We start from the raw sequence: 24341 nt of genomic DNA on the forward strand, positions 1-24341 counted from the left end.
CGGCGGGGTGCTCGCGTCCGCGGGGTCATGCCAAGGCGCGGCGCAGTGCGGAATATGCCAGCGCAGCAGCGGCTTTCGCGTCCGGGAGCTGCTCGGCCATGCTGAAGAAGCCGTGGAACTCGCCGTCGTAGCGGTGTACCGCGGCCTCGACGCCCGCCGCGCGCAGCCGCGCGCCGTAGGCTTCGCCCTCGTCGCGCAGTGGGTCGTACTCCGCGGTGACGATGTGCGCCGGGGGCAGGCCGTGCAGATCGGCGGCGATGGGCCCCGCGTACGGGTGCGCGGCGCCGTGGTCGGCACCGAGGTACTGCTCCCAGTACCACCGCAGATGGTCGGCGGTGACGAAGTAGCCCTCGGCATTGTCCCGATAGGAGCCGGTGGCGCACGCCGGATCCAGCATCGGGTAGATGAGCAGCTGGTGGGCGATCGACGGGCCCTGCCGGTCGCGGGCCATGAGCGCGGTGACCGCGGCCAGGTTGCCCCCGGAGCTGTCGCCCGCGACGGCGATCCGGGTCGGGTCACCGCCCAGCGAGGCTTTGAGCTCGGCCACCCAGCACAGCACGGCGTAGGCGTCTTCGGCGGCGGCGGGGAATCGATGCTCGGGCGCCTGGCGGTAATCGACCGAGACGACGATCGCGCCCACCTCATTGGCCATGGACCGGCACAGCTGGTCGTGGGAATCCAGGCTGCAGATGGTGAAGCCGCCGCCGTGGCAGAACACGATCGCGGGCAGCTCGCCGCTCGCTCCGGCCGGGTGATAGATCCGGACCCGCACCGGCGCGGCGCCGTCCGGGCCGGGCACCAGTCGCTCCTCGACCTTGCGAACCGGGATCGGCTCCACCGTGCGGGCCGGGCGGGCGGCGAGCATGCGCCGCGCCTGCGCCGCGTCGAGCACCTCGGTGCCGAGTTTCGGGAACGTGGCGCTCGCGGCGTCCACGATGACCTGTGCTTCGGGTTTCAGCGGCATCGCCGCCTCCTGACTGGTTATTCCGACGGCGGGATGAACGGGCCCGCGGACAGACCGCCGTCGACGGCCAGTTCCGCGCCGGTGATGAAGGCGGAATCGTCGGAGGCGAGAAAGGCGACCAGCGTGCCCACCTCCGAGGGGAGCCCGACGCGGCCCAGCGGCAGGGTCGGGAAGCTGCCCGGACCGGTGGCCAGCCCGAGGTGGCCGATCATCGGGGTGGCGATCGGGCCCGGGTGCACCGAGTTGACCCGGATGCCCGCCGGACCCAGCTCCAATGCCGCGGTCTTGGTCAAACCGCGCAGACCCCACTTGGACGCGCCGTAGGCCGCGTGCCCCGGCAGCCCCTGCAACCCGGCCTGCGAGGAGATGTTGACGATCGAACCGCCGCCCGCGGCGGCCAGCGGATCGACCACCGCCTGGATCCCGAGGAACGCGCCGATCAGATTCACCCGCAGAATACGGTCCAGCTCTTCGGCTTTCGTCTCGGTCAGCGGCTTCGCGGTGTAGATGGCGGCATTGTTGACCAGTGTGTGCAGCCCGCCGAAGGTCTCGACGGCGGTCCGCACCGCCGTCGCCCAGTCCGCGGCGCTGCTCACGTCGTGCCGCACGAATCGTGCCGCGTCACCGAGGGATTCGGCGACCGCCTGCCCTTCGGTCTCGAGTACATCGGTCAGGACGACCCGTGCGCCACGCTCGACGAACAGGCGAGCCTCCGCCTCGCCCTGTCCGCGCGCCGCGCCGGTGATGATCGCGACTTTGCCTGTCAGATCGGACATGTCGACGGCTTTCTACTTGTTCCGGAAATGCGGAATGACCTTCTCGCCCCAGTGGCGAATGGTCTCCAGGCACGCCTCCTGCGGCACCGTGCCCATCTGGATCAGGCACAGGATCTCGTCCGCTCCGGCCGCCTGCAGCCGCTCCACGTAGGCGATGGCGTCCTCGGGGCTGCCGTAGGCGTGCTCGACATTGAAGACCGAGGTGGCGCCGGGCTTCACCGGGATCTTGGCCTCGTGCAGGTAGGCCAGGTGCTCCTCGGCGGCCTTCTTGATCCCGGCCACCTCGTCGACGGCCGGGTCGATGGCCTCGTCCGGGACCGGGCCCGCGCCGTACCAGTGCTTGATGGACTGGGCGAAGAAGCGCTGACCGCGGGCGCCGATCTGCTGCGCCTGCTCTCGATCGTCGAGCACGATGGTCGGGCACAACGCCGCGAAATGGTCGTTGACCACGGTGGAGACCAGTTTGTCCCCGGTGCGCTCGGCGATCGCCGCGTCATAGGTGCGGCGCAGTTCGGCGATCTCCTCGATGCCCGCGAAACCGAGTACCAGGGCGCCGATGCCGTAGTCGGCGGCCAGCTTCAGGGTGTCCTTCTTGGTGCACGCCATGAACAGCGGCGGATGCGGCAGCTGCACCGGGCGGGGCAGCAGCGGGTGCGGGTCGATGTCGAGCAGCTCACCGTGCCACTCGAATTCGCCCTCCGGGTCCTGCCACGCCTTGCCGATGATGCGCAGCGACTCCTCGACCTCCTGATAGGTGCGGTCGGGATCGACACCGCACATGGAGGTCTCCTGCGGGGTGGCGCCACGACCCGCACCGAGGTTGACCCGACCCCCCGAGAGCACGTCCAGCATGGCCGCGCGTTCGGCCGCGCGCACCGGATGGTTGAAGTTGAACGGCATGCACACCACACCGTGCCCGATGCGGATGCGGGAGGTGCGCGCGGCGACCCAGGTCAGGAAGATCTCCGGGGCGCTCATATGCGCGTACCACTTCAGGCCGTGGTGCTCGACGGCCCAGACGGTGTCGAAACCCATCTCCTCGGCCAGCACGGCCTGCTCGACGCAGTCACGCAGCACCTGCTTTTCGTGATCGGCCGACGGGTTGGTCATCTGCGCCTCGAAGATCATCGAGAACTTCATTCACTGCCTCCAGGTCTCTATATGCCTAGTAGAAATATTTCCGATGCTTGCGTGGAGGTCAGCCGCATGTCTCGGTAGCTGAGACTGCGGCGGCTCGGGGCGCGACGGCGGACTTACCTTCGGGATCGACGGGGGATGACAGTCAGCGGGGGCGGTAGCGGAAAGGCAGGATCGAGTGGGTCGTCTCGCAGGCAAGGTCGCGATGGTCACCGGTGGCGCGCGCGGAATGGGCGCAGAACATGTGCGGCGGTTCGTCGCCGAGGGCGCCCAGGTGGTGTTCGGCGACGTCCTCGACGACGCGGGCACGGCGCTGGCGGCCGAGATCGGCCCGGGCTGCCACTACGTGCACCACGACGTGACGAGCGAAACCGAGTGGGCAGCAGCGGTTTCGGAAACCCTGAGCCGGTTCGGGCGGCTCGACACGCTGGTCAACAACGCCGGAATGCTGCGGTTCCAGTCCATCGCGGACATGCCCGTGCAGGACTTCACGACCATGCTGAACGTCAACGTGACCGGCGCGTGGCTCGGCATCAAGACCGTCACCCCGGCACTGGCCGCATCCGGCGGCGGGTCCATCGTCAACATCTCCTCGATCGAGGGCTTCGTCGGCGCGGCCGGGCTCTCCGCCTACAGCGCAAGCAAATTCGCGCTGCGCGGCGTGACCAAGTCCGCGGCCCGCGAGCTCGGCAAGCACGGAATCCGCGTCAACTCGGTGCATCCCGGCGGTATCGCCACCCCGATGACCGCGGCCGCCGGCTCCGGCGTCGACGGCGACACATTCTTTGCCGGACTGCCGATCCCGCGCTGGGGACAGCCCGCCGAGGTGACCGAGGCGGTGGTCTTCCTCGCCTCCGACGCGGCGAGCTACTGCACCGGCACCGAGGTCGTGGTCGACGGCGGCATGCTCACCGGCGCGGGATACTGAGGGAGACAGCGATGGAATACGACGTCGTAGTGGTCGGGTCCGGCGCGGCCGGGATGACCGCCGCGCTCACCGCCGCCTATCGCGGGCTCTCGGTGGTCCTGATCGAGAAGAGCGCCAAGTTCGGCGGCTCCACGGCGCGCTCGGGCGGCGGCGTGTGGATACCGAACAATCCGGTACTGGTCCGCGAGGCTGTGCCCGACAGCCCCGACCTGGCCCGGGTGTATCTGAAAGAGGTTGTGGGCGACCGGGTTCCGCAGGCCAAGCAGGACGCATTCCTGGACAACGGCCCCCGCATGATGACCTACCTGCAATCGCGGACACCGCACCTGCGTTTCGTCTACGACCGCGGCTATTCGGACTACCACCCCGAGAAGCCGGGCGGCCTCGCCCAGGGCCGCAGCATCGAACCGGCGATCGTCGACGGACGCCTGCTCGGTGATGATCTGGCACTGATCAACCAGCCGACCATGTCCGGCCCGAAGGGAATCGCGTTCACGGTCAGCGACTTCCACGACCTGAACATGATCGGGCGCACCTGGAAGGGCAAGCGCACCGCGGTGCGAGTGGGCTTGCAGGCGATCGGCAACCGGCTGCGCGGGCGAATTCCGCTCGCCCTGGGCAAGGCGCTGGTGGCACGGCTGTGGCTGGCGCTGCGCGACGCGCAGGTACCCGTGTGGCTGAATACCCCGCTGCGGGAACTGATCGTCGTCGACGGCATGGTGGCCGGAGTCCGGGCCGAGCGCGACGGCGTGCCGGTCGAGATCCGGGCGCGGCGCGGTGTCGTCCTGGCGGCGGGCGGGTTCGAACACAACCTCGCGATGCGCGAGCAGTACTTCGCGGCGCCGGTGAGCACCGACTGGACCGTCGGCGCGGTCGAGAATGTCGGCGAGGGCATCCGCGCGGGTGAATCCGCGGGTGCGGCATTGGATTTGATGGATGACGCCTGGTGGGGCCCGTCCGTGCGCAATCCCGACGGCCCACCGTTCTTCTGTCTGGCCGAACGCTCGCAGCCCGGCGGGATCATGGTCAACGCAGCGGGCGAACGGTTCACCAACGAATCGGCCAGCTACGTCGACGTGGTGCACACCATGTACGACCGGCACACCAGCGCCGTGAGCCATGTGCCCGCGCACTTCATCATGGATCAGCGATTCCGCGACCGGTATCTGTTCCTGGGGACTTTCCCCAAAAGGCCGATCCCGCAGAAGTATTTCGACGCGGGCATCATCAAGAAGGCCGACACCCTCGCCGAACTCGCGGGGCTGATCGGCGTGCCCGCCGACACCCTGACCGCGACCGTGCAGCGCTTCAACGGATTCGCCCGGGCCGGACGCGACGAGGACTTCCACCGCGGCGAATCCGCCTACGACCGCTACTACGGCGACCCGACCGTGCGCCCCAATCCCTGTCTGGCGCCGCTGGATCAGGGCCCGTACTACGCGGTCGAGATGGTGCCCGGCGATCTCGGCACCAAAGGCGGGCTGGTCACCGACGAACACTCCCGGGTGCTGCGCGCCGACGGCGCCGCGATCCCCGGACTCTATGCGGCGGGCAACAATTCGGCCGCCGTGATGGGCAACAGCTACGCGGGCGCGGGCGCCACCATCGGACCCGCGATGGTGTTCGGCTACCTGGCGGCCCAGCATCTCGCCGACCACGAACAGTAAGGAGCAGAACATGGGCAGGGTCAACGGCAAGACCGTGATCGTCACCGGTGGCGCGCGCGGTATGGGCGCCGCCTTCGCGCGCCGGCTGGTCGCCGAGGGCGCGGCGGTGGTGATCACCGACGTCCTGGTGGACGAGGGCAAGGCGGTCGCGGCCGAACTCGGCGCGCGAGCGGCGTTCCTCCCGCTCGATGTCACCGACGAATCCGCTTGGCAGGATGTGATTTCCGAGACCGAGCGGCTGTTCGGCCCGGTGTGGGGCCTGATCAACAATGCGGGCATCGTGCACGTCGATCCGATCGAGCGGCTGGCCGAGGCCGACTTCCGCAAGGTGCTCGACGTGAACCAGATCGGCGTATTCCTCGGGATGAAATCCGTGGTCGCGTCGATGCGCCGGGGCGGCGGCGGGTCGATCGTGAACATCTCCTCGATCGGCGGCATCATCGCCTTCAGCAACATCCTCGGCTACGTCGCCTCCAAATGGGCGGTGCGCGGAATGTCCAAGGCGGCCGCACAGGAATTCGGGGCGGACGGCATCCGGGTCAACTCGGTTCATCCGGGCGTGGTCGCCACCGAGATGACCTCGGAATCCGCGCGCTCGCACTCGATGGTCGGCGATCAGCCGCTGCCGCGCGCCGCGGCGCCCGAGGAGCTGGCCGCCCTGGTGCTGTTCCTGATCTCCGAGGAGGCCGGGTACTGCACCGGCTCCGAGTTCGTCGCCGACGGCGGCTACACCACCAAGTAAGGAACACCGTGAAGAACTTTCAGGACCGGGTCGCTGTCATCACCGGCGCGGGCGCGGGCATCGGACGGGCGCTCGCGCTCGAATTGGCGCGCAACGGCGCGCGCCTGGCGTTGTCCGGGCGCAGTCTCGACAATGTCGCCGAGACCGCCGCGCTGTGTGCGGAAGCGGGCGGGGTGGCGCGCCCCTACCGCCTCGACGTCACCGACCGGGCCGCCGTATACGCCCACGCGGCGCAGGTGCAAGCCGATTTCGGCAACGCCAACCTGCTGGTCAACAACGCGGGTGTCTCGCTGACCGCCAATGTCGACGAGCTCAGCTGGGAAGACTTCGAATGGATCGTCGGGATCAACTTCTGGGGCGTCATGCACGGCACCAAAGCCTTTCTCCCCCAGCTGATCGCCTCCGGTGACGGCCATATCGCCAATGTCTCCTCCATGTTCGGCCTGGCCGCGTGCCCGAGCCAAAGCGCCTACAACGCCACCAAATTCGGCATCCGCGGGTTCACCGACGCGCTGCGTCAGGAGATGAAGATCGCCGGCCACGCCGTCGGAGTCAGTTCGGTGCACCCTGGCATGATCAAGACCGGCATCGCCTGGAAGGCCCGTGCCGGGGCCGGTCGCGACCGCGACGCCCTGGCCGCGAACTTCGACCGCCTCGCCAAGACCAGCCCCGAATCCGCTGCCAAGACCATGCTCAAAGGCATACGCAAGGACCGGGCCCAGATCCTGATCGGCGCCGACGCCCGCTTCATCGCCCTGCTCCCCCGCCTCTTCGGCCCGGGCTACCAGAAGATCATCACCGCCCAGATGAAGAAAGAAGTCGCCTGAACGGCGGATCCCTGGCGCCCGTCCGTGGCAGCCATACCTGAAACAAAGGAGTGACATGTCAACCGGAGTGGGGCCCGTGGAGACGCCCGAGACCGCATCCTCGGTAGCCGAGCTGGACGGCACCTGCCCCCTGGCGCGCGAGCAGATCGGCGGCAAGGCGTGGAGTGTGAATCACATGCGGGCCCTCGGGCTTCCGGTACCGCCCGCGTTCGCGCTGAGCACGGCGGCGTGGGCGGAATTCGGGGCGCGCGGTGCACTCGGCCCGGAGATCTGGGCCGGGGTGCGGGCGGGGATCGCGGCCCTCGAACGCGGCACCGGCCGCCGATTCGGCGCGGACACCCGGCCGCTGCTGGTCTCGGTGCGCTCCGGTGCGGCGGTGAGCATGCCGGGCATGATGGACACCGTCCTCAATCTCGGGATGAACGCCCAGGTCGAGCGGGCGCTGGTCGCCGAGACCGGCAACCCCGGGTACGCGAGCGACACCCACCGCCGCTTCCTGGCTCAGTACCGCGAGATCGTGCTCGGTGACCCGCACGCCGAGGTACCGCCGGATCCCTGGGACCAGCTGCGCGCGGCCGTCACCGCTGTCTTCCGCTCGTGGGATTCCGCACGCGCCCAGGCGTATCGGCGCAATCGCGGTGTCGCCGACGACCTCGGCACGGCGGTGACCGTCCAGGCCATGGTGTTCGGCAATCTCGACGATCGCTCCGGCACCGGCGTGCTGTTCAGCCGGAACCCGAATTCCGGTGCGCCGCAGCCCTTCGGCGAGTGGCTGGCCGGCGGTCAGGGCGAGGACGTGGTGTCCGGCCGCACCACCCCGCGCCCACTCGACGATCTCGCCCGCGTCCTGCCCGCGGCGCACGAGCAACTGCTCGCCGCGGCCACCCTGCTCGAACGCGACGGCCGCGATATCCAGGACCTCGAGTTCACGGTCGAGTCCGGGCGGCTGTGGCTGTTGCAGGCCCGGCCCGCCAAGCGATCCGCGCGCGCGGCCGTGCGCGCCGCGGTCGCCATGGTCGAGGAAGGACTCATCGATACCGCGCGGGCCCTGGAGCGGGTCACCGCCGAGCAGCTGCGCATCGTGCTGCGACCGGAATCCGGCGCCGACACCGGCGCTTTGCCACTGGCCCGCGGCGAATCCGCCTGCCCCGGGCTGGCCTCGGGACTGGTGGTCACCGATCCCGATGAGGCCGAAACCCGCTCGGCCGCAGGCGAAGACGTGATCCTGGTGCGCGCCACCACCAGCCCCGACGACCTGCCCGGCATGATCGCCGCGCGCGCCGTGGTCACCGAACTGGGCGGTGCGACATCGCATGCCGCGCTGGTCAGCCGGGAGCTGGGCCGGCCCTGCGTGGTCGGCTGCGGCCCCGGCGTGGTCGCCGCGCTCGCCGGGCGCACGGTCACGGTGGACGGCGGCGCGGGCGTGGTGCTGCTCGGGAAGGTCGACGGAAAACCGGTGGCGCCCGACGTCATCGAGGATGTGGCCCGGCTGGCGACCTGGGCCGGCGTCGAGCCGGGCGAACTTCCGGCAGCCCTGTCCCGCACCCGAACCGGTGAAACCTCGTCATCGGCAATCGTTTCGGCCGACAATGGAACCATGACAGCAGGGATCTCGCCTGCGTCTGATCTCGCTCGGCCGCGCACCACCTTGCCCGACAGCCAGACGCAGTCCACCAGCACCGACCTCGCTCTACTTCGGCTGATCGGCATCAAGGGCCGGGTGCGCCCAGAAGCGGTGGCCGCGAGTCTGAGCCGATCGGAGGACGAAATCGTCCGCCGCTGCGCCGAACTCGTCGATCGTGGCTGGTGCGCGACCACCCCGGCCGGACTTCGGCTCGCCCCGCCGGGCCGGGAACGGCTCACCGCGCTGCTCGCGGCGGAACGCGAGCAGGTCGACGCCGCCGAGATCGCCACCATCTACACCGAATTCTGCGGCCACAACGCTGAATTGAAGGATATTGTCACGGCCTGGCAGATGAGGGACGCGCAGACGCCCAACGATCACACCGATGCCGCCTACGACCGGCGGGTGCTGGATCGGCTTCAGGTCCTGCACGAACAGGTGACGCCGCTGACCAGATGGATCGCATCGATCGCGCCACGACTACATCCCTATCCGGACCGCTTCGACGCGGCGATCGCGAAGATCGGCGCGGGCGAGCATCTCTGGGTCGCTCGTCCCATCATCGACAGCTATCACACGGTCTGGTTCGAACTCCACGAAGACCTGATCGGCCTCTGCGGCCTGAGCCGCGCCGACGAAGCGGCGGCGGGACGGGCGCACTGATCATGTACAGCGACACCAATGTTCGGCGCTGGATCGATTTCGCCGAGATCGACAATGTGCGCGACCTCGGCGGACTGCCGGTAATCGGAGGCGGGACAACCCGTTTCGGCGTCGTCTACCGCGCCAGCACGCCCCAGCATCTCACCGCGGAGGACCTGAGCGCGCTGCTCGGCCCGCTCGGCCTGCGCACGCTCCTCGATCTACGCAATCCCGACGAGGTGGAGCGGGAGGGTTATGGCCTGCTCGCGACGGCCGCGGTGGCGGTGGTCAACCTGCCGGTGCGCAAGGCGACCCGATCCACCCTGACTCCGGCAGAGCTGGTACCCGATGGCCGACAGTACGACCTGGTCGGCTTGTATCGCGAATTACTCAGTGGCAGTGCGGAATCTGTGGTGACCGCAGCGCGCATCATCGCCGATTCCGCCCGACACTCCGTCGTATTCCACTGCGCGGCAGGAAAAGACCGAACCGGGCTGGTCGCGGCGGTACTGTTGGACGCGGTCGGAGTACCCGTCGAGGTCATTGCCGAGGACTACGCGCTGACCGGTCAGCGCCTGAGCCGCATCCGCGCCCGGCTCGACGATCTACCCTCGTATCATGGTCTGCCACCGGTGAATACCGGAATCCTGGCCGCCGACCCGGAAGTGATCCGGCAGTTCCTCGCCGGGTTGCGCGAGACACACGGCGGCAGCGCGGCGTGGCTGCGATCACACGGGCTGGATGCAGCGGAGCTGACACAATTGCGCCAGGTGCTGGTAGAGGTGTAATAAGGGTAGGGTCGCCCCCATGAGAGAGGACGACTACGCCTACCACGAGCCCATCCCCGCCCCGGAGCGGAGCGCGGCCGGGCAGCACAATCTCATGTACGCCGGACTCATCGCGCTCGGCGTGGTGCTCCTACAGGGATTCCTGACCGCCGAGACGATCGGCGGCGCCGCCAAGCTCTCGGTATCGGCCTTCGCGGTCGCTATCCCGCTGCTCGGGGTGCTGATCCTGCTCGACGTCGCACGCGACGAGCGCGCACGCGGTCCGGTCGCGACCGTGGCGATCGGCGCCGCCGCCCTCGGGGTGGTCGCCGCGTTCTGGCATGTCGACTGGCTCGCGGGCGTCGCCGTGGTGCTCACCACCGCCGTCGCGGCCGGACTCTACCGCTCCCACCTGCCGGGTCTCGGCCGTTTCCGGCGCGGTGGCGCGAATACCGCACCCGCACAGCCCGGCCACCAGCCGCCCCCGGTGCGCCACCCGTTCCCGGCCGGACCGGAAGCGCCTACCACCGTCATGCCGCATCCGGCCCGGCAGCCGTTCGCACACGGGCCGGCCACCGTCCGGCTCCCGCACGAGCAGGTGCACCCCGGCACCCAGCAATACCCGGACCAGCCCGGCAACTGAGTCGGGCCCGCGAACGGCCACGCGACGGGGATCATGGGTGCCATGCCGACGCGTGCAGTGGTGCGAGCAGGGACATTCACGAAGATCTACGACCCCACCGTCGGCGAACAGCGCCCGTGGTACATCAACGATCACACGATCGTGCGCGCGGACGACGGCCGCTGGCACCTGTTCGGCATCACCCATGCCGAACCCGCCGACCCGTTCCACGAGATCGAGTTCGCCCACGCCGTCGCCCCCGACCTGCACGGCCCCTGGACCAAGCGCGCACCCGCGCTGAGGGCCGATCCCGGCGCCGGCGAGACCCACCTGTGGGCGCCGCACGTCATCCGGCACGACGGCCGGTACTTCATGTTCTACGCGGGCGGCGGCCCGGATCGCACCCGAGCTGCCCTCGCCCTGGCCACCTCCCCCGACCTGTTCCGCTGGACCCGCGCACCGCACGGCCCACTCTTCCGCGACGGTTACGACGCCCGCGACCCCATGGTGCTGCGCCTGGGTGAGAAATGGGTCATGTACTACTGCGCCACCAGCGCACCGCACGGCGGCCATCATGTCGTCTGCTATCGCCTCAGCACCGATCTGCTGCACTGGGGTGAACGTCACATCGCCTACTCCGACCCCAGCACCGGCAGCGAAGCGGGCAACACCGAATCCCCGTTCGTGGTCCGCCACGACGGCTCCTGGTATCTGTTCATCGGCCCGCGCCCCGACTACGTGGGCACCGATGTCTTCCGCAGCGACAGCCCGTTCCGCTTCCACATCGGCGACAAGATCGGTCACATTCGCGCCCACGCCGCCGAACTCGTCCACGACGACGACCGCTGGTGGGTCACCAGCGCGGGCTGGGGCCAGGGCGGAGTCCACCTCGCCCCCGTGAGCTTCCCGGCCCGCGGGCCCGGGCCCACCGTGCCCCGCTAGCGCTCACACTCCTTGATGCAGATAGGCCGCCCACCGCGTGGGCAGCTTCGGGTACCGCGAACGCATGTCCCGCACAACATGATTCAGCTCGATCGCGCTGTCGTCGGTGCGCGGAACATGCTGCCCGCCGCCGGTCAGCCGACCATAGAACTCGCGCGCGAACGCCGCGGCCGCCGCGTCGTTGATCGGCCACAGCGTGCCGATGACGTGGCGGTAGCCGGCCAGCTGGATGGCGGCGGTCACGTGGATCGCCTCGTCGGCCAGCTGCGGACTGCCCTGAGCGGTGCTGCACGCGGACAGATACGCGAGATCGGCCGCACCCAGATTCATGCGCGACAGCTCGACCACGGTCAGCGGCCGTTCCCGGTAATCCGACAGCACCAGCGCGCCGCGTGCCGGATCGCCCATGCTGGTGAAACCGTGGCACGCGAAATGCGCGATCGAATGGCGCGGCAGTGCCGCCGCCACCGCGGCGTAGTCGGCGTCCGCCCCGTAGATGATCCGCGAATCGGGCAGCAGGGCAGCGAGATCCGCCATCTCCGCGTCGACACCGTCCGGTTCGTCACCGGCGCCGATCGGCATGCCGACGATCAGGGCGGAAGGGTCCGCGCCGCCGGAGCGCATCCGGGCGCGCACGAGCGCGCGAACGGTTGTGATGCACGAGGACACCACCCGATCCGGCACGGAACACTCACGGGAACCCTCGTCATCGCGCCTGCCGGCCTGCAAGGGCAGCGGCTCGATCGGCACCGAGGAATCGCTCGTGCCTTCGACCTCACGCCCGGCCGCGTGCAGAGGCAACCATGCCAACTGCCCGATCGGGCACCACCACACCCGCGGCCGAGTTCCCGGCTCGCCTCGCAACTTCAGATGATCAAGCACCGGTTCGGCGATCTCGTCCCAGACCCAGCCCAGCACCGTGCGGATATCGCGCTGTGCCGCCGCCCGGCCACCGACCGGACCTTCGGCCGCATGCCATCCATCCAGCAGCCGCTCGAGCTGGTCGAAGACCGACCACACGGTCAGCCGGGGCAGCGTCACCGCCGTCGCACCGTCGGCGGTGAGCACGATCGCCCCACCCGTCTCGCGATCGGCGTACGGCATGATGATCGGACCGGCACCGGCCGCATCGCACAGCTGCTCGATGGTCGGAGGCCGCAGATACCCTTCGAGCCCGGGCCGTCGGCGAATTCGTGCCGTCAGGTCTTGCCACTGCTCGAAGTGCGCACGACGCCGCTCGCCCCGCTCGGTTGCCAGCCGCAGATCCGCGCCGAACGAGGACTGGCCAATCCCTGATGCCGCTGTGCGTGCGCGCAGCTCGACCGCCAGATCCGGTGCGAGCGGATCCCTTCCGCCGCCGGCCCGGCGATCGTCTCCGGTCATCGAACTCGTTATGCCGGACGTTGTCTCCCCCAGCTCCAAAGCCGCCATGCGCTCCTGGAGATCGCGCAGCTCGACCGCCAGATCCGGTGCGAGCGCGGCCAATTCGAGCGCGGCGGCGCGATCTTCCAGTACCTCGCCGATCAGCAGCGCGCGTGTCTGTTCCAATAGGACGGCACCCAGGTCGGGCCGACCGGCTGCCACGGCGGTGGCGGCCATCTGCGCGGGCAGCCCGGCCAATCGGCCGAGTCCTCGTTCCCGGTCCGCGCGAGCCAGGGCGCGAGAAGCGAACTGTGGCACCAACTCGGCCACCTTCTCCAGCACCGCCAGTGCCGCCGTCGCCGCACCGGTCCGCAGTTCGAGGCGAGACAGTTCGATACCGGAGAGGATTCGTTCCCGCAGTGATCCGGAACGCAGGGACATCGCGTCCCGGAACGCCGCGCGGGCGGCCACCAGCGTGTCCGGATCCGCGATCTGCCGATGCCGATCACGCAGGGCGACACCGAGATTGTGCAGGGTGGTCGCCCGCCGCGGGTGCTCGGCCGCCATGGCGGCAAGCACCGTGCGATAGAGGCCGATCGCCTCGTCCAACGCGGCGTCGGAGCTGATCGGCGCCACGCGCACCCCGTCGGCCCAAGCGCCTTCGGTCCGTGCCTCCTCGGCGCGCATGGCCTCCGACAGCGCCCAGAGTCCGTCCGCGAGGTCGGCCGAGCGCGCGGTTCGTGCGGGGTGCTCCTCGGGAGTGGTCGCGACCGCGTCCCGGTAGACCGCCACCGCTTCGGTGATCGCGTCCACCGCGTGGGTTTCCTGATACAGCGCGTGCAGCGCGGTACCCAGCTGCGCGGAATGCACTCCTCGGTCGAGATGCCCGGGCGGAGTCCGCTCCACGGTGCGCCGCCAGGTACGCACCGCTTCGTCGAGAACCGTGCGATCTCGTTCGAGATCGAAGAGCAAGTGCAGCGAATTGCCCAGTCCGGCAAGTCGCATCGCCTCCTCGACATGCCCGGCGGTGGTCGCCTCGACGACGCCGCGCGCGTACCGGACCGATTCGTGCAGCGCTGCCGAGTCCCGGGTGAGGAGGTAACGGGTGCGCAGGGCATGCGCCAGATTGCCCAGATACGACAAGGATTCAGGCGAATCGGCGGGCATCGCGTCCACGGCGGCGCGGTACAGCCCGATCGCTTCGTCCAGGACATTCGGATCGATGACGTCGTCGATCTTCCGGCGCAGGGCATTGCCCAGGCCGGAGCAGCAGCGCGCGTATTCCGGGTGCCCGGTCGGCGCCTCGGCGACCGCCTGCCGGCACCGGGTGATCGCCTCGTCGCGCAACTCGGGCCGGCCGGTGTGCTCGTAGTGTGCGAGCAGTGCCGCGCCGAGTTCGCGCAGTGCGCGCGAGCGGCTCTCGTGGCCCGCCCGGGTCTGCTCCACGACTGCCTGGCACAACCCGGCCGCTTCCTCCAGCGTCGCGACCTCCGGCTGCCACTCGTAGCGCAGCAGCAACGCATCAGCCAGGTTCAAGTGCAGCACTCGCCGGCTGTCGAGATCACTCGTCGTCCGCGCGGCGTCGCGATACAGGCCGATCGCCTCGTCCAGTGCCGCGACGTCGGACCGCCACTCGGCCGAGGTGTGCAGACTGATCGCGAGGCCGTGCAATGGATAGTGCCGCTTCGCGACGGGTGCGACGGCGACGGCCTCGCGGTGCAGGCCGATGACTTCCTCGAGCACCACTCCCGCACCGCCGCACTCGAACAGCGTGTGCAGCGAATCCGCCAGGCCCGTCAGCAGATCGGCGCGGTCACGATGGTCCGGACCGGCGCACGACAGCGCCTCCCGGCCGTACTCGACAGACTGCACCAGATCGCCGGGCTCGGCGCGGAGCTGGTGGCGCAGCCGCCACGCCGATGCGAGAGCACCGAGCACACCGGCCAGACCGGGATCATCGTCGGGTGTCTCGTCCGCGGCCTGCTCCAGCACCGCGATCGCTTCCTCGGCCGCCGCGAACGCACCGGTACGCCGGGCCGTGAGCATCAGGGCATGCGCCAGGCCGATCAGAAACCGGCGATGCCAGATATGGCTTCCGGGCACCGCCGCCTGTGCGGCGCGGTAGAGCTCGATGGCCGCGTCGAGCGCGTCGGCGGCCTCGGTTCGGCGGCTCAGCGCGACCAGCGACTCGGCGAGGTTGACCTGATGGGCGCCCTGCTTCACCCGATCGGCGACACCGGCGGCCACCGACTGCCGCCCGATCCGCACGGCCTCGTGCAGAAGATCGTCCGCACCGGACTCCACCGCGTAGTTCCGCAGCGCATTGCCGAGATCGTTCAGGAACTCCGCGCGCATCGGATGGTCGACCGGCAGTGTGCGGAACACGGTGCGGCGCAGGGCGAGTGCTTCCTCGAGCACGGCGATGTCGGCGGATTCGGTGTAGCTGTGCTCGAGCGCGCTCGCGAGATGCACGCGATAGTTGGTGCTGTCCGCGCCGCGTGCCTCGGCGATCACCGTCGCCGCCCGCAGCGACTCGATCGACTCCGCGATCACGGCGCCGTCCGAGGTCCGGCCGTACAGGGCGGTCAAGGTCAGGGCGAGATTGTTCAGCGCCACCGCGCGTTCGGGGTGTCCGGGCGGGGTCGCGGCCGCGAGCGCACGGAATATCGCCACCGCGTCGCGCAGATCCGATTCGTCGCCGGAGACGTCGTACCGATAGCGCAGCACCATCGCCTGTCGCGACCGGAAGCCCACCCGATACGGTCCGGCCGCCGCGGCCGCGGCCTCGTCGAGCAGGTCGGCGGCCTCCCGTAGTGCGGCGAGATCACCGGTCTGGGTGCCGAGCGTGGTGAGTGCCTCGGCGAGGTCGGCCAGGCAGGCGCCGCGGTGCGGACTCCCGGGTGGATTGTCGGCGAGTTCCTCGCGAAACAGCGCGATCGCCGCCGCCTGGGCGTCGTCGTCTCCGGTGTGTTCGAACCAGATCTGGCAGGCGACGGCCAGCGCGACGCGAAACTGGTACTTGTTCGGGCCCGCGGCGGACATCGCGGCTTCCAGTGCTCCGATCGCCTCGGCGGCCACGGACAGATCGCCGCTGTCGAACAGCGATCGGATGTCGGCTTCCATCTCGTCCCGACCGGCCATCACAACGCCCCCTGTTCCGACGACTTCGCAATGCCCGCAACGGGTTTGCCAGCCATCGGCCTCCATTGTGGCGATCGGGATATGCTGGCACAACGAATTCCGTGGTGCTGGATCTCGAGGGGAGGGGCACGGTGCACGTGACCCAGCGGATCGATCGGTTGTGCGTGCATCTGGTGGATCCGGATTTCGCTACGATGGCGGCCGGGTTCGGGGCCGACGCGCTGCTGGCCCGGATTCTGGACGCGGTGCGGGCCGGTCGGCTCGACGCGCTCGCCGCCGATCTCGATGCCCTGGACCAGGTTTTCGCCGAGAACGGCATCGACAATGTCACCACCGGATCGCGCTCGTACGGTGGCCCGCCCGCGAACGCAGCGAGACTGCCGGGCTGCGGCCCAGGGCATCCGAGTTTCACGGCGCTGGTGTGCTCGGCGCCGCAGCGGTGTGCGCGCACTCTGCTACGGCCGGTGGATCAGGTCCCGGTCTGCGCGATCACCGGACACCCGCTGGCCGCGCGGGAGATCGGGACATGAACGCCTTCCTCGGTGAGCTGGGCAAGAAGCTCGCCGAACGCTGGGTGACGCTGCTGGTGCTGCCCGGCCTGCTGTGGGTGGCCACGGCGGTGGTGGCGCACCGGCTCGGGCGCGGTGCGGCGCTCGACCTGAACCGGCTGCACTCCTGGTTCGACGGATTCGTGAAGTCGCAGCAGACGGCTCGGCCCGGCGTCCTGCTCGCGGTGACCGCGGGAATCCTGGTGGCCGCCGCCGGGGCCGGGCTGGCGGCGGGCTGGCTCGGGCGCGGCGTCGAACGCGTCTGGATGCTGCCGGGGCGGCGGCGACCGCTGCGGTGGCTCACCCGCTGGCGGCGGTGGCGCTGGGATCGGGCCTACCGGCAGGTGACCGCCGCGATCGGGCCGGTCCCGGGTCGGCTGGATCTCGCGGCCGCGATGGCACGGACCCAGCGGATCGCCCCGGTGCCCGCCGAGCGTCCGCTGTGGATCGGTGATCGTCTGCGCGCGTTGGATGTTCGAGTCTGGGAGCGGTACCGGCTGGATGTCTCGGTGGCCTGGCCGCGCCTGTGGTTCGTCATGCCCGAAGGCCCGCGCGCCGATATGGGCACGGCACACGAGTCCTATGCCACGGCCGCGCGCCTGTTCGGCTGGGCCATTCTCTATCTGCTGCTCGGCGCGTGGTGGTGGCCCGCGCTGGGCATCGCGGCGGCGGTGGCGATCACGGCCTGGTCGCAGGCGCGCGCGGCGACCAGCACCCTGGCCGATCTCGCCGAATCAGCGATCGACCTCTACGGCGGTGCGCTCGCCCGCGAGCTGGGTTTCGAATGCCCGGCGGTACTCACTCCGGAGATCGGCACCAAGGTGACGAAACTGCTGCGCAAGGACGAGACGTTCCCGCCACCGGGCGGCTGACCGGCTACCCGTACCACCAGGCGGTGGTGGCGATATCGGCGCGCTCCAGCGGCAGATAGGTTTCCGAGTCGCCCCAGCCCAGCGCCTGGAGGGTGACGCGCACACCGTCCCGGAAGCACAGCGGATCACGAACATGCCAGCGGTACATGCCGAATCGCTGATGCGGCCGATAGATCTCGTCGGGCGGCAGCACCTGGTGCAAGCCGAGATACGGCGTGGAGTAGGTGCGGTAGACGCCGTCGAGGTCGAAGTTCCACGCGCCGCCGAAGTAGTCCTCGGTGCCGGTGCCGCAGATCGTGGGGTGGGTGGTGTCGCCGTCCAGATAGAACTTGAGTTCGCCCTCACCCCACCAGCCGGGGGCACCGGGCCGGATCGCGAGATAGGTGCCGACGTAGCGGCCGGGGCCGGTGACGCCGTCCAGGATCGTATGCTCGGCGGGCAGCCCCAGCGGGGAGCTGCGCCGCCATCGGGTGCGCAACCGGGCGGCTTTGCCCGCGAGCTCTTCCTCGGTATAGGTGAGCTGGTAGTAGACCGGGACGGCGCGCCCGGAGCCATTGTGCAGCGTGATTCGGGCGCGGGTGCCGAAAGGCATGGGCCAGTAGCTGTTCAAGCCCCCGGCGGGGGCGACCACCACCATCTCGGAGCCGAGCAGCGCGAGTTCGTCCCAGCCGTTGCAGAAGAAGTACCCCAGTGGCAGATCGACGGCGGGCTCGGGTTCGTCGTCCCAGGTCATTCGCAAGGTGAGTTGCCGCAGAACCGTGCGGTCGGTGGTCAGCCAGAAGTGCCGCAACACCCCCGGCCCGGAAACATCGGCCAGCACAGCGGTTTCGTCCGGCCGCAACTCGATCGACGGCGAGACCTTCCAGCCGGGACCGAGCAGTCGAGCCGCGTGCGCGCCGGTGCCGTCGGTCGCCCGGGCCCCGGCGCCGGGTGCGCCGGTCGGGTTCTCCGGACTGATCGAGCGGGTGCGCGCGGCATCGAGCCGCCACAGATCGGCGGACGATCCCGCCGGATTCACAGTCCGGGCCAGCCGTAGCGGGCGGGCCCGCTCGCCAGGCTCGCGAGCCGCGCCGGTTGCGCGTGTGACTGTGTCGTCTTGGCCGCCACCTGACCGGCCTCCTCCGCGCCCTCGGCGGCGGCCCGCCGGACAGCGTCCATGTCCAGCCACATGATCTGCTGCACAACCTCTTCCAGGTCGGCGGCGGGCAGGAAACCGGCCTTGTTGAAGACCAGCAGGCCCTCCCGGAAGGCCATCAGCGTCGGGAACTGGCTGACCTGCGCGAGCGCGGTGAGCTCGGCCTCGGCGTCGATGTCGACCTTGCCGTAGACCAGATCCGGGTGCCGATCCGAGGAGTCCTCGAACACCGGCGCGAAATAGGTGCTCGGCCCGCACCAGCCCGCGAACCAGTCGATCAGCACGATATTGTTGGTGCTGACGACGGTGTGGAAATTGTGCTGGGTCAAGGTCACGCTGGACATGCCAATCCTCCCGGGTGTGTGCTGATCCGGCCACACCCAATCACGGTGAAACCAACCTTGCATCCTTGCATGAGCCCACGACGGGCGCCACACGACTCACGATAGCGCCGCGCCGGCTCATTCATGGGCCCGATGCTGTTCCGCGGCCAGGAAGTGCGCGGTGCCGGCCGTGGCGGCATACAGCTCTAGGTAGTGCTGGTAGAACGACTCGTAGTGAGCATGTCGTGCTGGGTCCGGAACGACGGTGTGGACCACGGGATTCCACTGCCGGGTGTCGACACCGGCCGCGACGGCGGCGAAGCGGGCGTCGCCCAGACACGCGCCGACGGTCTCGGCGGTGAGTTGCTGCGGCCGGCCCACGACATCGGAGACGATCTGGGTCCACAGCCCACCGGTGGTGCCGCCGCCCACCGCGACCAGCCGCTCGGCCCGACCACCCGCCTCCCGCATCGCGACGAGATTGTGCCGGACCCCGTAGGCGATGGATTCCAGTGCGGCACGGTACAACTCGGCGCGGCCGTGCCCGAGGGTGAGCCCGGCGATCACACCGCGGGCGTCCGGATCGAACAGTGGTGTGCGCTCCCCCGCGAAGTACGGCAGCATGAGCAGCCCGCGGCTGCCCGGCGGCACCTGTCCGGCCGCGGCGAGCAGATCGGCGAATTCGCCACCCACGAGGCGGCGCAGCCAGTCGGTGACCGCGCCGGAGGTGGCCATTCCCGCGGCGACGGTGTAGGTGCCGGGCCAGGCACCGCAGGTGGTCCACAGACCGGGGTGCGGGCGGGGTGCGGTGAGCACCTGGACCAGGAACATGGTGGTGCCGTACATGACCATCGCGTCACCGGGCGCGGTCACGCCGACGCTGGCGGCCTCGGCCCAGGCGTCGATGGTGCCCGTGGTCACCGGCAGGCCGGCGGGCAAACCCGTTGCCGCGGCGGCAGTTTCGGTGATCCGGCCGACCACCTCGGTGGGCCAGGCCAGTTCGGGCAGCCGCAGACCCGGCGCGATCGCCGCGCACCAGTCCAGCGCCCATGCCCGCGCGCGCAGATCGTAGAGCGGCACGCACTGACTGGCCGACTGGTGGTCGAGCACATAGCGGCCGGTGAGCCGGTGCACGAGAAAGGAACTCGCCATGAGCAGCAATTCGGTCCGGGCCGCGAGCTCTGGCTCGTTGGCGGCCAGCCAGCGCAGTTTGGGGCCGACCGCCTGGGTGGTCAGCGGCGACCCCGCTCGCTCGAGCACCGCCTCGACGCCGAATTCGGTGTTCAGTTCCGCGATCTCGGTGGTGGCTCGGGTGTCGACGCCGTAGAGGATGGCCGGGCGCAGCGGGTCACCGGCCGCGTCGGCGGGCAGCAGGCACGGGCCGATCCCGGACACGGCCAGCCCGCCGAGCGCGGCGCCGTCGGCCGCCGCCAGCAGCTCCCGGCTGATCGCGGCGAACTCCGCCCACCAGATCCGTTCGGCATCGTGCTCCACCCAGCCGGGGCGCGGGGTGGAAACACCGTGTGCCCGTTCGGCTCTGGCGACAACCCGGCCGTCGGCTCGAACCAGGACGCCTTTCGAGCTGGAGGTCCCGATATCGACGCCGACGAACAGCGGATCGCTCACCGGCTGAACTCGTCCAGGGCGACGCCCAGCAATTCGCAGGCGGCACGGACGGTTTCGCGCTGATCACCCGGCACTGCGTGGATGTGATTGGCGCCGAACCGGGACAGGAAATCCGACGCGGTGGCGTCCAGGCGGGCGAACGCGTGCGGCCACTCCCAGGTCGACTGCCGCATCAGCGCCTCGTTGGTGGACCGGTCGTAGTTCTCGAAAGCGCCCAGCATCAACTGCATTCGGTACGCGCCGTCCGTGCGTGTGAACCGGGCGAGGGTCATCTCCCCCGGCGCCGCCAGGTGATGCACGGAAGCGCCGCCCGCGGGGAAGAAGAACACCTCCGGATACAGGTGCACCCGCGCGAGGTTCTCCGCCGGATCGTCGCTGCGGGCCGCGTACCAGGTCGCGTGCTGGCCCGAGTTGCACAGATCCCAGATATCGCGGTCGGCGTGATAGTGCCGGACATCGGCGAAAAGGACCGGGGTGTCGGCGATCTGCTTGAGCAGCTGCATGGTGAGCGCGCCGTCCATATCCGCCTCAGTGGCGCAGACATGCGTCGGTTTGGGCCCGTTCCAGTCGTAGGGATCGTTGAGGAACGCCTCGGTGACGTCCATGGTGGCGAAATACTGGGTGAGCTCGGGCTGGCCCTTGATACCGCTGAAATCCAGCCGCCACTGCTCGATCAGCTCCCGCACCGCCAGATACGAGCGGATCTGACGTTCCAGCAGCTCCGGGGTGAGCTTGTGGCCGTCGTAATGCACCGTGGCGTGGCGTTCCAGCCACTCGCGCGCGTGTTTCGCCTCCGCGGCGTCGGCGAGTTCCGCGCGGCGCACGATCTCCCACTGATCGATCTCCTCGACATCGATCCCGAACAGCCGCTGCCATTGATCGGTATTGGCGACCGCGGTGTTCATGCCCATCGGCCGTCCACCGAAACGCCCGAAAGTGCTGCCCCGCAGGGCCGCGACGGCCGACGCCGCGCGGGCCCGCTGCCCGACGGCCGCGATCAGCGCCGCGTCGCCGGGGTCGCCCCACAGCCGGGCGTGGTCGCGGCCGATCTGGTCCAGCGCGCCACCCGCGGCCAGCATCCCGACCATGCCCGGCTGCACGGGATCGATGTTCGACAACAGCAGCAGCGGCCCAGGCGTCGCGCCGGCCGCCAGCATGGTGAAATGCGGGAACGCCCAGACCGCGTAATGGAAGACGGTCAGATCCACGCCTGCCGCGGCCACGCTGCGCGCCACCGATCCGGCGAGCGCGTTGTCACTGACCGCGGGCCCGCACACCACCTCGTGGCCCGCTGCGGTCAACGCCGCGACCAGCCGATCCTCGGTGGTTCTGATGAACTCGGCAATGCCCGCGTGGACATAGTCGCGGCCGTCGGAAAAACTGATGACCCCGATGCGTGCCATACCGTGCCTCCCGCGGTTGGGTGGTCGGAGAACTCGCTCAACAGATACCAGCCGCCGGGCGCGCTCCGGGCGGATTCGGCGCAACGGCCACCGGATCGCAACGCGCTCCGGCCGGCCACGGTTCAGCTCTTGCCGCCGAGCTCCTCTGCGTCCCAGTCCTTTTCGAGCAGTTCATCCGCACGGGCCAGCGCGTCGTCCATGGTGTCGCCGAGCGCGTCCAGCACGCTCATACCGTCCAGCATCCCCGCCATCTCCTGACGCATGGACTCCAGTTCCGCGATCGCCGGATCGACCGGCGACCACGCGACCCGTTCCCGCCACCACGGTCGCTCATCGGCCCACGCGCGCAGGATGTCACGCACCAGACTCGAATCCGAGGTGAACAGCTCGAATTCGCCCCCGTCCTCGCGATAGGTCAACTGGTAGACGCGATCCGGTAGCAGCTGGGCCCGGATCGACCGGCCACCCGACCGCTCGAGCAACAGCCCCTCGGCCTCACTCGACCGCTCGAGTTCGAGCAACAGCCCGTCGGCCTCGCCCGAACCCCCGACCGCCGCATTCAGCACGGCGTCGGTCAGCTCGGACGACAGCACCCCGTCACCGGTCCGAACCTGCACTCCGCGTTCCGTCTCCGCCACCGCGCCAGTCTGCCTGACCCCAACTGCCACCGCCGCCCTCCGTCCGAATTCCACCACGCGCACTTCCCCCTTCCGCAACAATTCGACGGGAGTCGAATTGGGCCGATCCGGAGCGGAACAGGCCCGATGCAACTCCTGTCGATGCTTTCGACGTGCGGTGGTCAGGTGGGCTGCCGACCCCTGCACAGCGCCGCCACGCCCACACCGTGGTGCGGGTACGCCGCGATCGGACGCCGGCGTGGCGGGTGTGGGGACGGAATGCGCCGGAAGAGGCCAGCAAGCCAGGCGCGGGACGGAACGCGCCGAAAGACGCCAGCAAGCCAGGCGCGGGGACAGAGCGCACCGAAAACGGCCAGCAAGCCAGGCGCGGGACGGAACGCGCCGAAAGACGCCAGCAAGCCAGGCGCGGGGACAGAGCGCACCGAAAAAGGCCAGCAAGCCAGGCGCGGGACGGAACGCGCCGAAAGACGCCAGCAAGCCAGGCGCGGGGACAGAGCGCACCGAAAAAGGCCAGCAAGCCAGGCGCGGGACGGAACGCGCCGAGGGAGGCTGAAAATGTGCCGGGAGCGGGGGTGGTGGGGGCATCGTAGAGGGATGCGTGCGGTGGTGGTCGAGACGCCTGGGCGGTTCGTGGTGCGGGAAGTGGCTGATCCGGTGCCGCGGGCGGGTGAGGTGGTGGTGCGGGTGGGGGCGGTCGGGATCTGCGGTACCGATCTGCACATCGTGGCGGGCGAGTTTCCGCCGACGCCGTATCCGATCGTGCCGGGGCACGAATTCGCCGGGGAGATCGTGGCATCCGAGGCGGCGGGGTGGCGGGACGGGGATCGGGTGGCGGTGGATCCGTCGCTGTTCTGCGGCGTGTGCCACTACTGCGGGATCGGGCGCGGGAATCTGTGCGAACGGTGGGGTGCCATCGGCGACACGGTGGACGGCGCGATGGCCGAGTACGTGGCCGTACCCGCCGCCAATTGTCATCGGCTGCCCGATGCGATGTCCATGGCGCACGGCGCGCTGGTGGAACCGCTGTCGTGCGCGGTGCACGCCTTCGACCGGCTACCGCGCGAGCTCGGCGCGCACTACCTGCTCTACGGCGCCGGGACCATGGGGCTGCTGATGGCGCAGCTGGCCCGCGCGGCCGGGGCCGCCTCGGTGTCGGTGGTGGACGTGAACACCGCCCGGCTGGAGGTGGCCGCGTCGCTCGGCGCCGACGCGGTCGCGACGGACGCGGCGGAATTCGGGCGGCCGCACGGGTGGGAGGTGGTGATCGACTGCACCGGTGTGGTCGCAGCGATCGAGGACGGGTTGCGCCGGGTCCGGCGGGGCGGGGTCTATCAGCAATTCGGCGTCGCTCCTGGCCCCGCGACGGCGGCGGTGTCGCCGTTCCGGATCTACAACGACGAGATCAGCATCGTCGGATCCATGGCCGTGCTCCGAAGTTTCGGTCGCGCTGTGGAACTCATGGCCCGCGGCGTGATCGCGGCCGACGCCATGATCACGCACACCTTCGGGCTCGCCGAGTTCCCCGACGCACTCCGGACCTTCCGCGACGGTGCGGGCCGCAAGATCCAGATCGCGCCGGGCCAACCATGAAACGCCGCAAGATCCGAGATCGCGCCGGGCCGACCGCGAACAACCACAACACCCGAGACCACACC

At 69.8% G+C, this 24341-nt stretch carries 20 protein-coding genes; 11 read left to right on the forward strand and 9 right to left on the reverse strand.

Annotated elements, in window-relative coordinates:
* Nucleotides 1–25: 25 nt before the first annotated feature.
* Genes ACFVMC_RS25240 through ACFVMC_RS25250 form a run of 3 tightly spaced genes read right to left on the reverse strand, consistent with a single transcriptional unit; the run spans nucleotide 26 to nucleotide 2880 of the window.
* Entirely contained in the window at nucleotides 26–964 is a 939-nt protein-coding gene (locus ACFVMC_RS25240) for an alpha/beta hydrolase (RefSeq protein WP_379214134.1), read from the reverse strand.
* Nucleotides 965–981: 17 nt separating this feature from the next.
* The gene (locus ACFVMC_RS25245; RefSeq protein ID WP_379214135.1) at nucleotides 982–1740 is read right to left on the reverse strand and encodes a glucose 1-dehydrogenase; all 759 of its coding nucleotides are present in this window, start codon (nucleotides 1738–1740) and stop codon (nucleotides 982–984) included.
* Nucleotides 1741–1752: 12 nt separating this feature from the next.
* Entirely contained in the window at nucleotides 1753–2880 is a 1128-nt protein-coding gene (locus tag ACFVMC_RS25250) for an LLM class flavin-dependent oxidoreductase (protein ID WP_379214137.1), read from the reverse strand.
* A gap of 175 nt (nucleotides 2881–3055) precedes the next feature.
* On the opposite strand from ACFVMC_RS25250, the gene ACFVMC_RS25255 reads away from it, so the two are divergent.
* Genes ACFVMC_RS25255 through ACFVMC_RS25290 form a run of 8 tightly spaced genes read left to right on the forward strand, consistent with a single transcriptional unit; the run spans nucleotide 3056 to nucleotide 11638 of the window.
* A complete protein-coding gene (locus ACFVMC_RS25255; RefSeq protein ID WP_379214139.1) occupies nucleotides 3056–3805 on the forward strand; it encodes a glucose 1-dehydrogenase in 750 nt (249 codons plus the stop codon).
* Between the two features lie 11 nt (nucleotides 3806–3816).
* The gene (kstD, locus tag ACFVMC_RS25260) at nucleotides 3817–5472 is read left to right on the forward strand and encodes a 3-oxosteroid 1-dehydrogenase (protein ID WP_379214141.1); all 1656 of its coding nucleotides are present in this window, start codon (nucleotides 3817–3819) and stop codon (nucleotides 5470–5472) included.
* A 10-nt stretch (nucleotides 5473–5482) separates the two neighbouring features.
* A complete protein-coding gene (locus ACFVMC_RS25265; protein ID WP_379214142.1) occupies nucleotides 5483–6214 on the forward strand; it encodes a glucose 1-dehydrogenase in 732 nt (243 codons plus the stop codon).
* An 8-nt stretch (nucleotides 6215–6222) separates the two neighbouring features.
* Nucleotides 6223–7041: an SDR family NAD(P)-dependent oxidoreductase gene (locus ACFVMC_RS25270; RefSeq protein WP_379214144.1), complete on the forward strand. Its 819-nt coding sequence runs from the start codon at nucleotides 6223–6225 to the stop codon at nucleotides 7039–7041.
* A gap of 55 nt (nucleotides 7042–7096) precedes the next feature.
* Nucleotides 7097–9328: a pyruvate, phosphate dikinase gene (locus ACFVMC_RS25275; protein ID WP_379214145.1), complete on the forward strand. Its 2232-nt coding sequence runs from the start codon at nucleotides 7097–7099 to the stop codon at nucleotides 9326–9328.
* 2 nt (nucleotides 9329–9330) lie between these two features.
* Complete coding sequence (locus tag ACFVMC_RS25280; protein ID WP_379214147.1) at nucleotides 9331–10095, forward strand: tyrosine-protein phosphatase; 765 nt, start codon at nucleotides 9331–9333, stop codon at nucleotides 10093–10095.
* Between the two features lie 19 nt (nucleotides 10096–10114).
* Nucleotides 10115–10717: a hypothetical protein gene (locus tag ACFVMC_RS25285; protein ID WP_379214149.1), complete on the forward strand. Its 603-nt coding sequence runs from the start codon at nucleotides 10115–10117 to the stop codon at nucleotides 10715–10717.
* Between the two features lie 42 nt (nucleotides 10718–10759).
* The gene (locus ACFVMC_RS25290; protein WP_379214151.1) at nucleotides 10760–11638 is read left to right on the forward strand and encodes a family 43 glycosylhydrolase; all 879 of its coding nucleotides are present in this window, start codon (nucleotides 10760–10762) and stop codon (nucleotides 11636–11638) included.
* Nucleotides 11639–11641: 3 nt separating this feature from the next.
* On the opposite strand, the gene ACFVMC_RS25295 is transcribed toward ACFVMC_RS25290, so the two are convergent.
* Nucleotides 11642–16141 (reverse strand): CHAT domain-containing protein, encoded by a 4500-nt coding sequence (locus ACFVMC_RS25295; protein WP_379214153.1) that lies wholly within the window; start codon nucleotides 16139–16141, stop codon nucleotides 11642–11644.
* A gap of 131 nt (nucleotides 16142–16272) precedes the next feature.
* Here ACFVMC_RS25295 and ACFVMC_RS25300 point away from each other — a divergent pair, with 131 nt between their 5' ends.
* Complete coding sequence (locus tag ACFVMC_RS25300) at nucleotides 16273–16671, forward strand: hypothetical protein (RefSeq protein ID WP_379214155.1); 399 nt, start codon at nucleotides 16273–16275, stop codon at nucleotides 16669–16671.
* Nucleotides 16668–17561, forward strand: coding sequence for a hypothetical protein (locus ACFVMC_RS25305; RefSeq protein WP_379214157.1), 894 nt, complete (start codon nucleotides 16668–16670; stop codon nucleotides 17559–17561). Before ACFVMC_RS25300 ends, ACFVMC_RS25305 begins: the two co-directional genes overlap by 4 nt.
* Nucleotides 17562–17565: 4 nt before the next feature.
* Here ACFVMC_RS25305 and ACFVMC_RS25310 read toward each other — a convergent pair whose 3' ends face one another.
* From ACFVMC_RS25310 to ACFVMC_RS25330, 5 genes are all read right to left on the reverse strand, one after another.
* The gene (locus ACFVMC_RS25310; protein WP_379214159.1) at nucleotides 17566–18579 is read right to left on the reverse strand and encodes a glycoside hydrolase family 172 protein; all 1014 of its coding nucleotides are present in this window, start codon (nucleotides 18577–18579) and stop codon (nucleotides 17566–17568) included.
* Nucleotides 18576–19040, reverse strand: coding sequence for a thioredoxin family protein (locus ACFVMC_RS25315; RefSeq protein WP_379214161.1), 465 nt, complete (start codon nucleotides 19038–19040; stop codon nucleotides 18576–18578). Before ACFVMC_RS25315 ends, ACFVMC_RS25310 begins: the two co-directional genes overlap by 4 nt.
* Before the next feature lie 117 nt (nucleotides 19041–19157).
* Nucleotides 19158–20645, reverse strand: a complete 1488-nt coding sequence (locus ACFVMC_RS25320) for an FGGY-family carbohydrate kinase (RefSeq protein WP_379214163.1) — start codon at nucleotides 20643–20645, stop codon at nucleotides 19158–19160.
* Entirely contained in the window at nucleotides 20642–22048 is a 1407-nt protein-coding gene (locus ACFVMC_RS25325) for an L-fucose/L-arabinose isomerase family protein (protein ID WP_379214165.1), read from the reverse strand. The genes ACFVMC_RS25320 and ACFVMC_RS25325 overlap by 4 nt, the downstream gene beginning before the upstream one ends.
* Nucleotides 22049–22170: 122 nt before the next feature.
* Nucleotides 22171–22686 (reverse strand): hypothetical protein, encoded by a 516-nt coding sequence (locus tag ACFVMC_RS25330; RefSeq protein WP_379214167.1) that lies wholly within the window; start codon nucleotides 22684–22686, stop codon nucleotides 22171–22173.
* A gap of 594 nt (nucleotides 22687–23280) precedes the next feature.
* On the opposite strand from ACFVMC_RS25330, the gene ACFVMC_RS25335 reads away from it, so the two are divergent.
* Nucleotides 23281–24276 (forward strand): zinc-dependent alcohol dehydrogenase family protein, encoded by a 996-nt coding sequence (locus ACFVMC_RS25335; RefSeq protein WP_379214169.1) that lies wholly within the window; start codon nucleotides 23281–23283, stop codon nucleotides 24274–24276.
* Nucleotides 24277–24341: the final 65 nt, after the last annotated feature.

The organism is Nocardia sp. NPDC127579, from assembly GCF_042672005.1.
Lineage (GTDB): Bacteria > Actinomycetota > Actinomycetes > Mycobacteriales > Mycobacteriaceae > Nocardia.

Bases quoted from the DNA above. Each gene is read 5' to 3' on its own strand.
- ACFVMC_RS25265 (WP_379214142.1), top strand. From the start codon at position 5,483: ATGGGCAGGGTCAACGGCAAGACCGTGATCGTCACCGGTGGCGCGCGC.
- ACFVMC_RS25295 (WP_379214153.1), bottom strand. From the start codon at position 16,141: ATGGCCGGTCGGGACGAGATGGAAGCCGACATCCGATCGCTGTTCGAC.
- ACFVMC_RS25250 (WP_379214137.1), bottom strand. From the start codon at position 2,880: ATGAAGTTCTCGATGATCTTCGAGGCGCAGATGACCAACCCGTCGGCC.
- ACFVMC_RS25245 (WP_379214135.1), bottom strand. From the start codon at position 1,740: ATGTCCGATCTGACAGGCAAAGTCGCGATCATCACCGGCGCGGCGCGC.
- ACFVMC_RS25240 (WP_379214134.1), bottom strand. From the start codon at position 964: ATGCCGCTGAAACCCGAAGCACAGGTCATCGTGGACGCCGCGAGCGCC.
- ACFVMC_RS25315 (WP_379214161.1), bottom strand. From the start codon at position 19,040: ATGTCCAGCGTGACCTTGACCCAGCACAATTTCCACACCGTCGTCAGC.
- ACFVMC_RS25335 (WP_379214169.1), top strand. From the start codon at position 23,281: ATGCGTGCGGTGGTGGTCGAGACGCCTGGGCGGTTCGTGGTGCGGGAA.
- ACFVMC_RS25275 (WP_379214145.1), top strand. From the start codon at position 7,097: ATGTCAACCGGAGTGGGGCCCGTGGAGACGCCCGAGACCGCATCCTCG.
- ACFVMC_RS25325 (WP_379214165.1), bottom strand. From the start codon at position 22,048: ATGGCACGCATCGGGGTCATCAGTTTTTCCGACGGCCGCGACTATGTC.
- ACFVMC_RS25285 (WP_379214149.1), top strand. From the start codon at position 10,115: ATGAGAGAGGACGACTACGCCTACCACGAGCCCATCCCCGCCCCGGAG.
- ACFVMC_RS25290 (WP_379214151.1), top strand. From the start codon at position 10,760: ATGCCGACGCGTGCAGTGGTGCGAGCAGGGACATTCACGAAGATCTAC.
- kstD (WP_379214141.1), top strand. From the start codon at position 3,817: ATGGAATACGACGTCGTAGTGGTCGGGTCCGGCGCGGCCGGGATGACC.
- ACFVMC_RS25305 (WP_379214157.1), top strand. From the start codon at position 16,668: ATGAACGCCTTCCTCGGTGAGCTGGGCAAGAAGCTCGCCGAACGCTGG.
- ACFVMC_RS25280 (WP_379214147.1), top strand. From the start codon at position 9,331: ATGTACAGCGACACCAATGTTCGGCGCTGGATCGATTTCGCCGAGATC.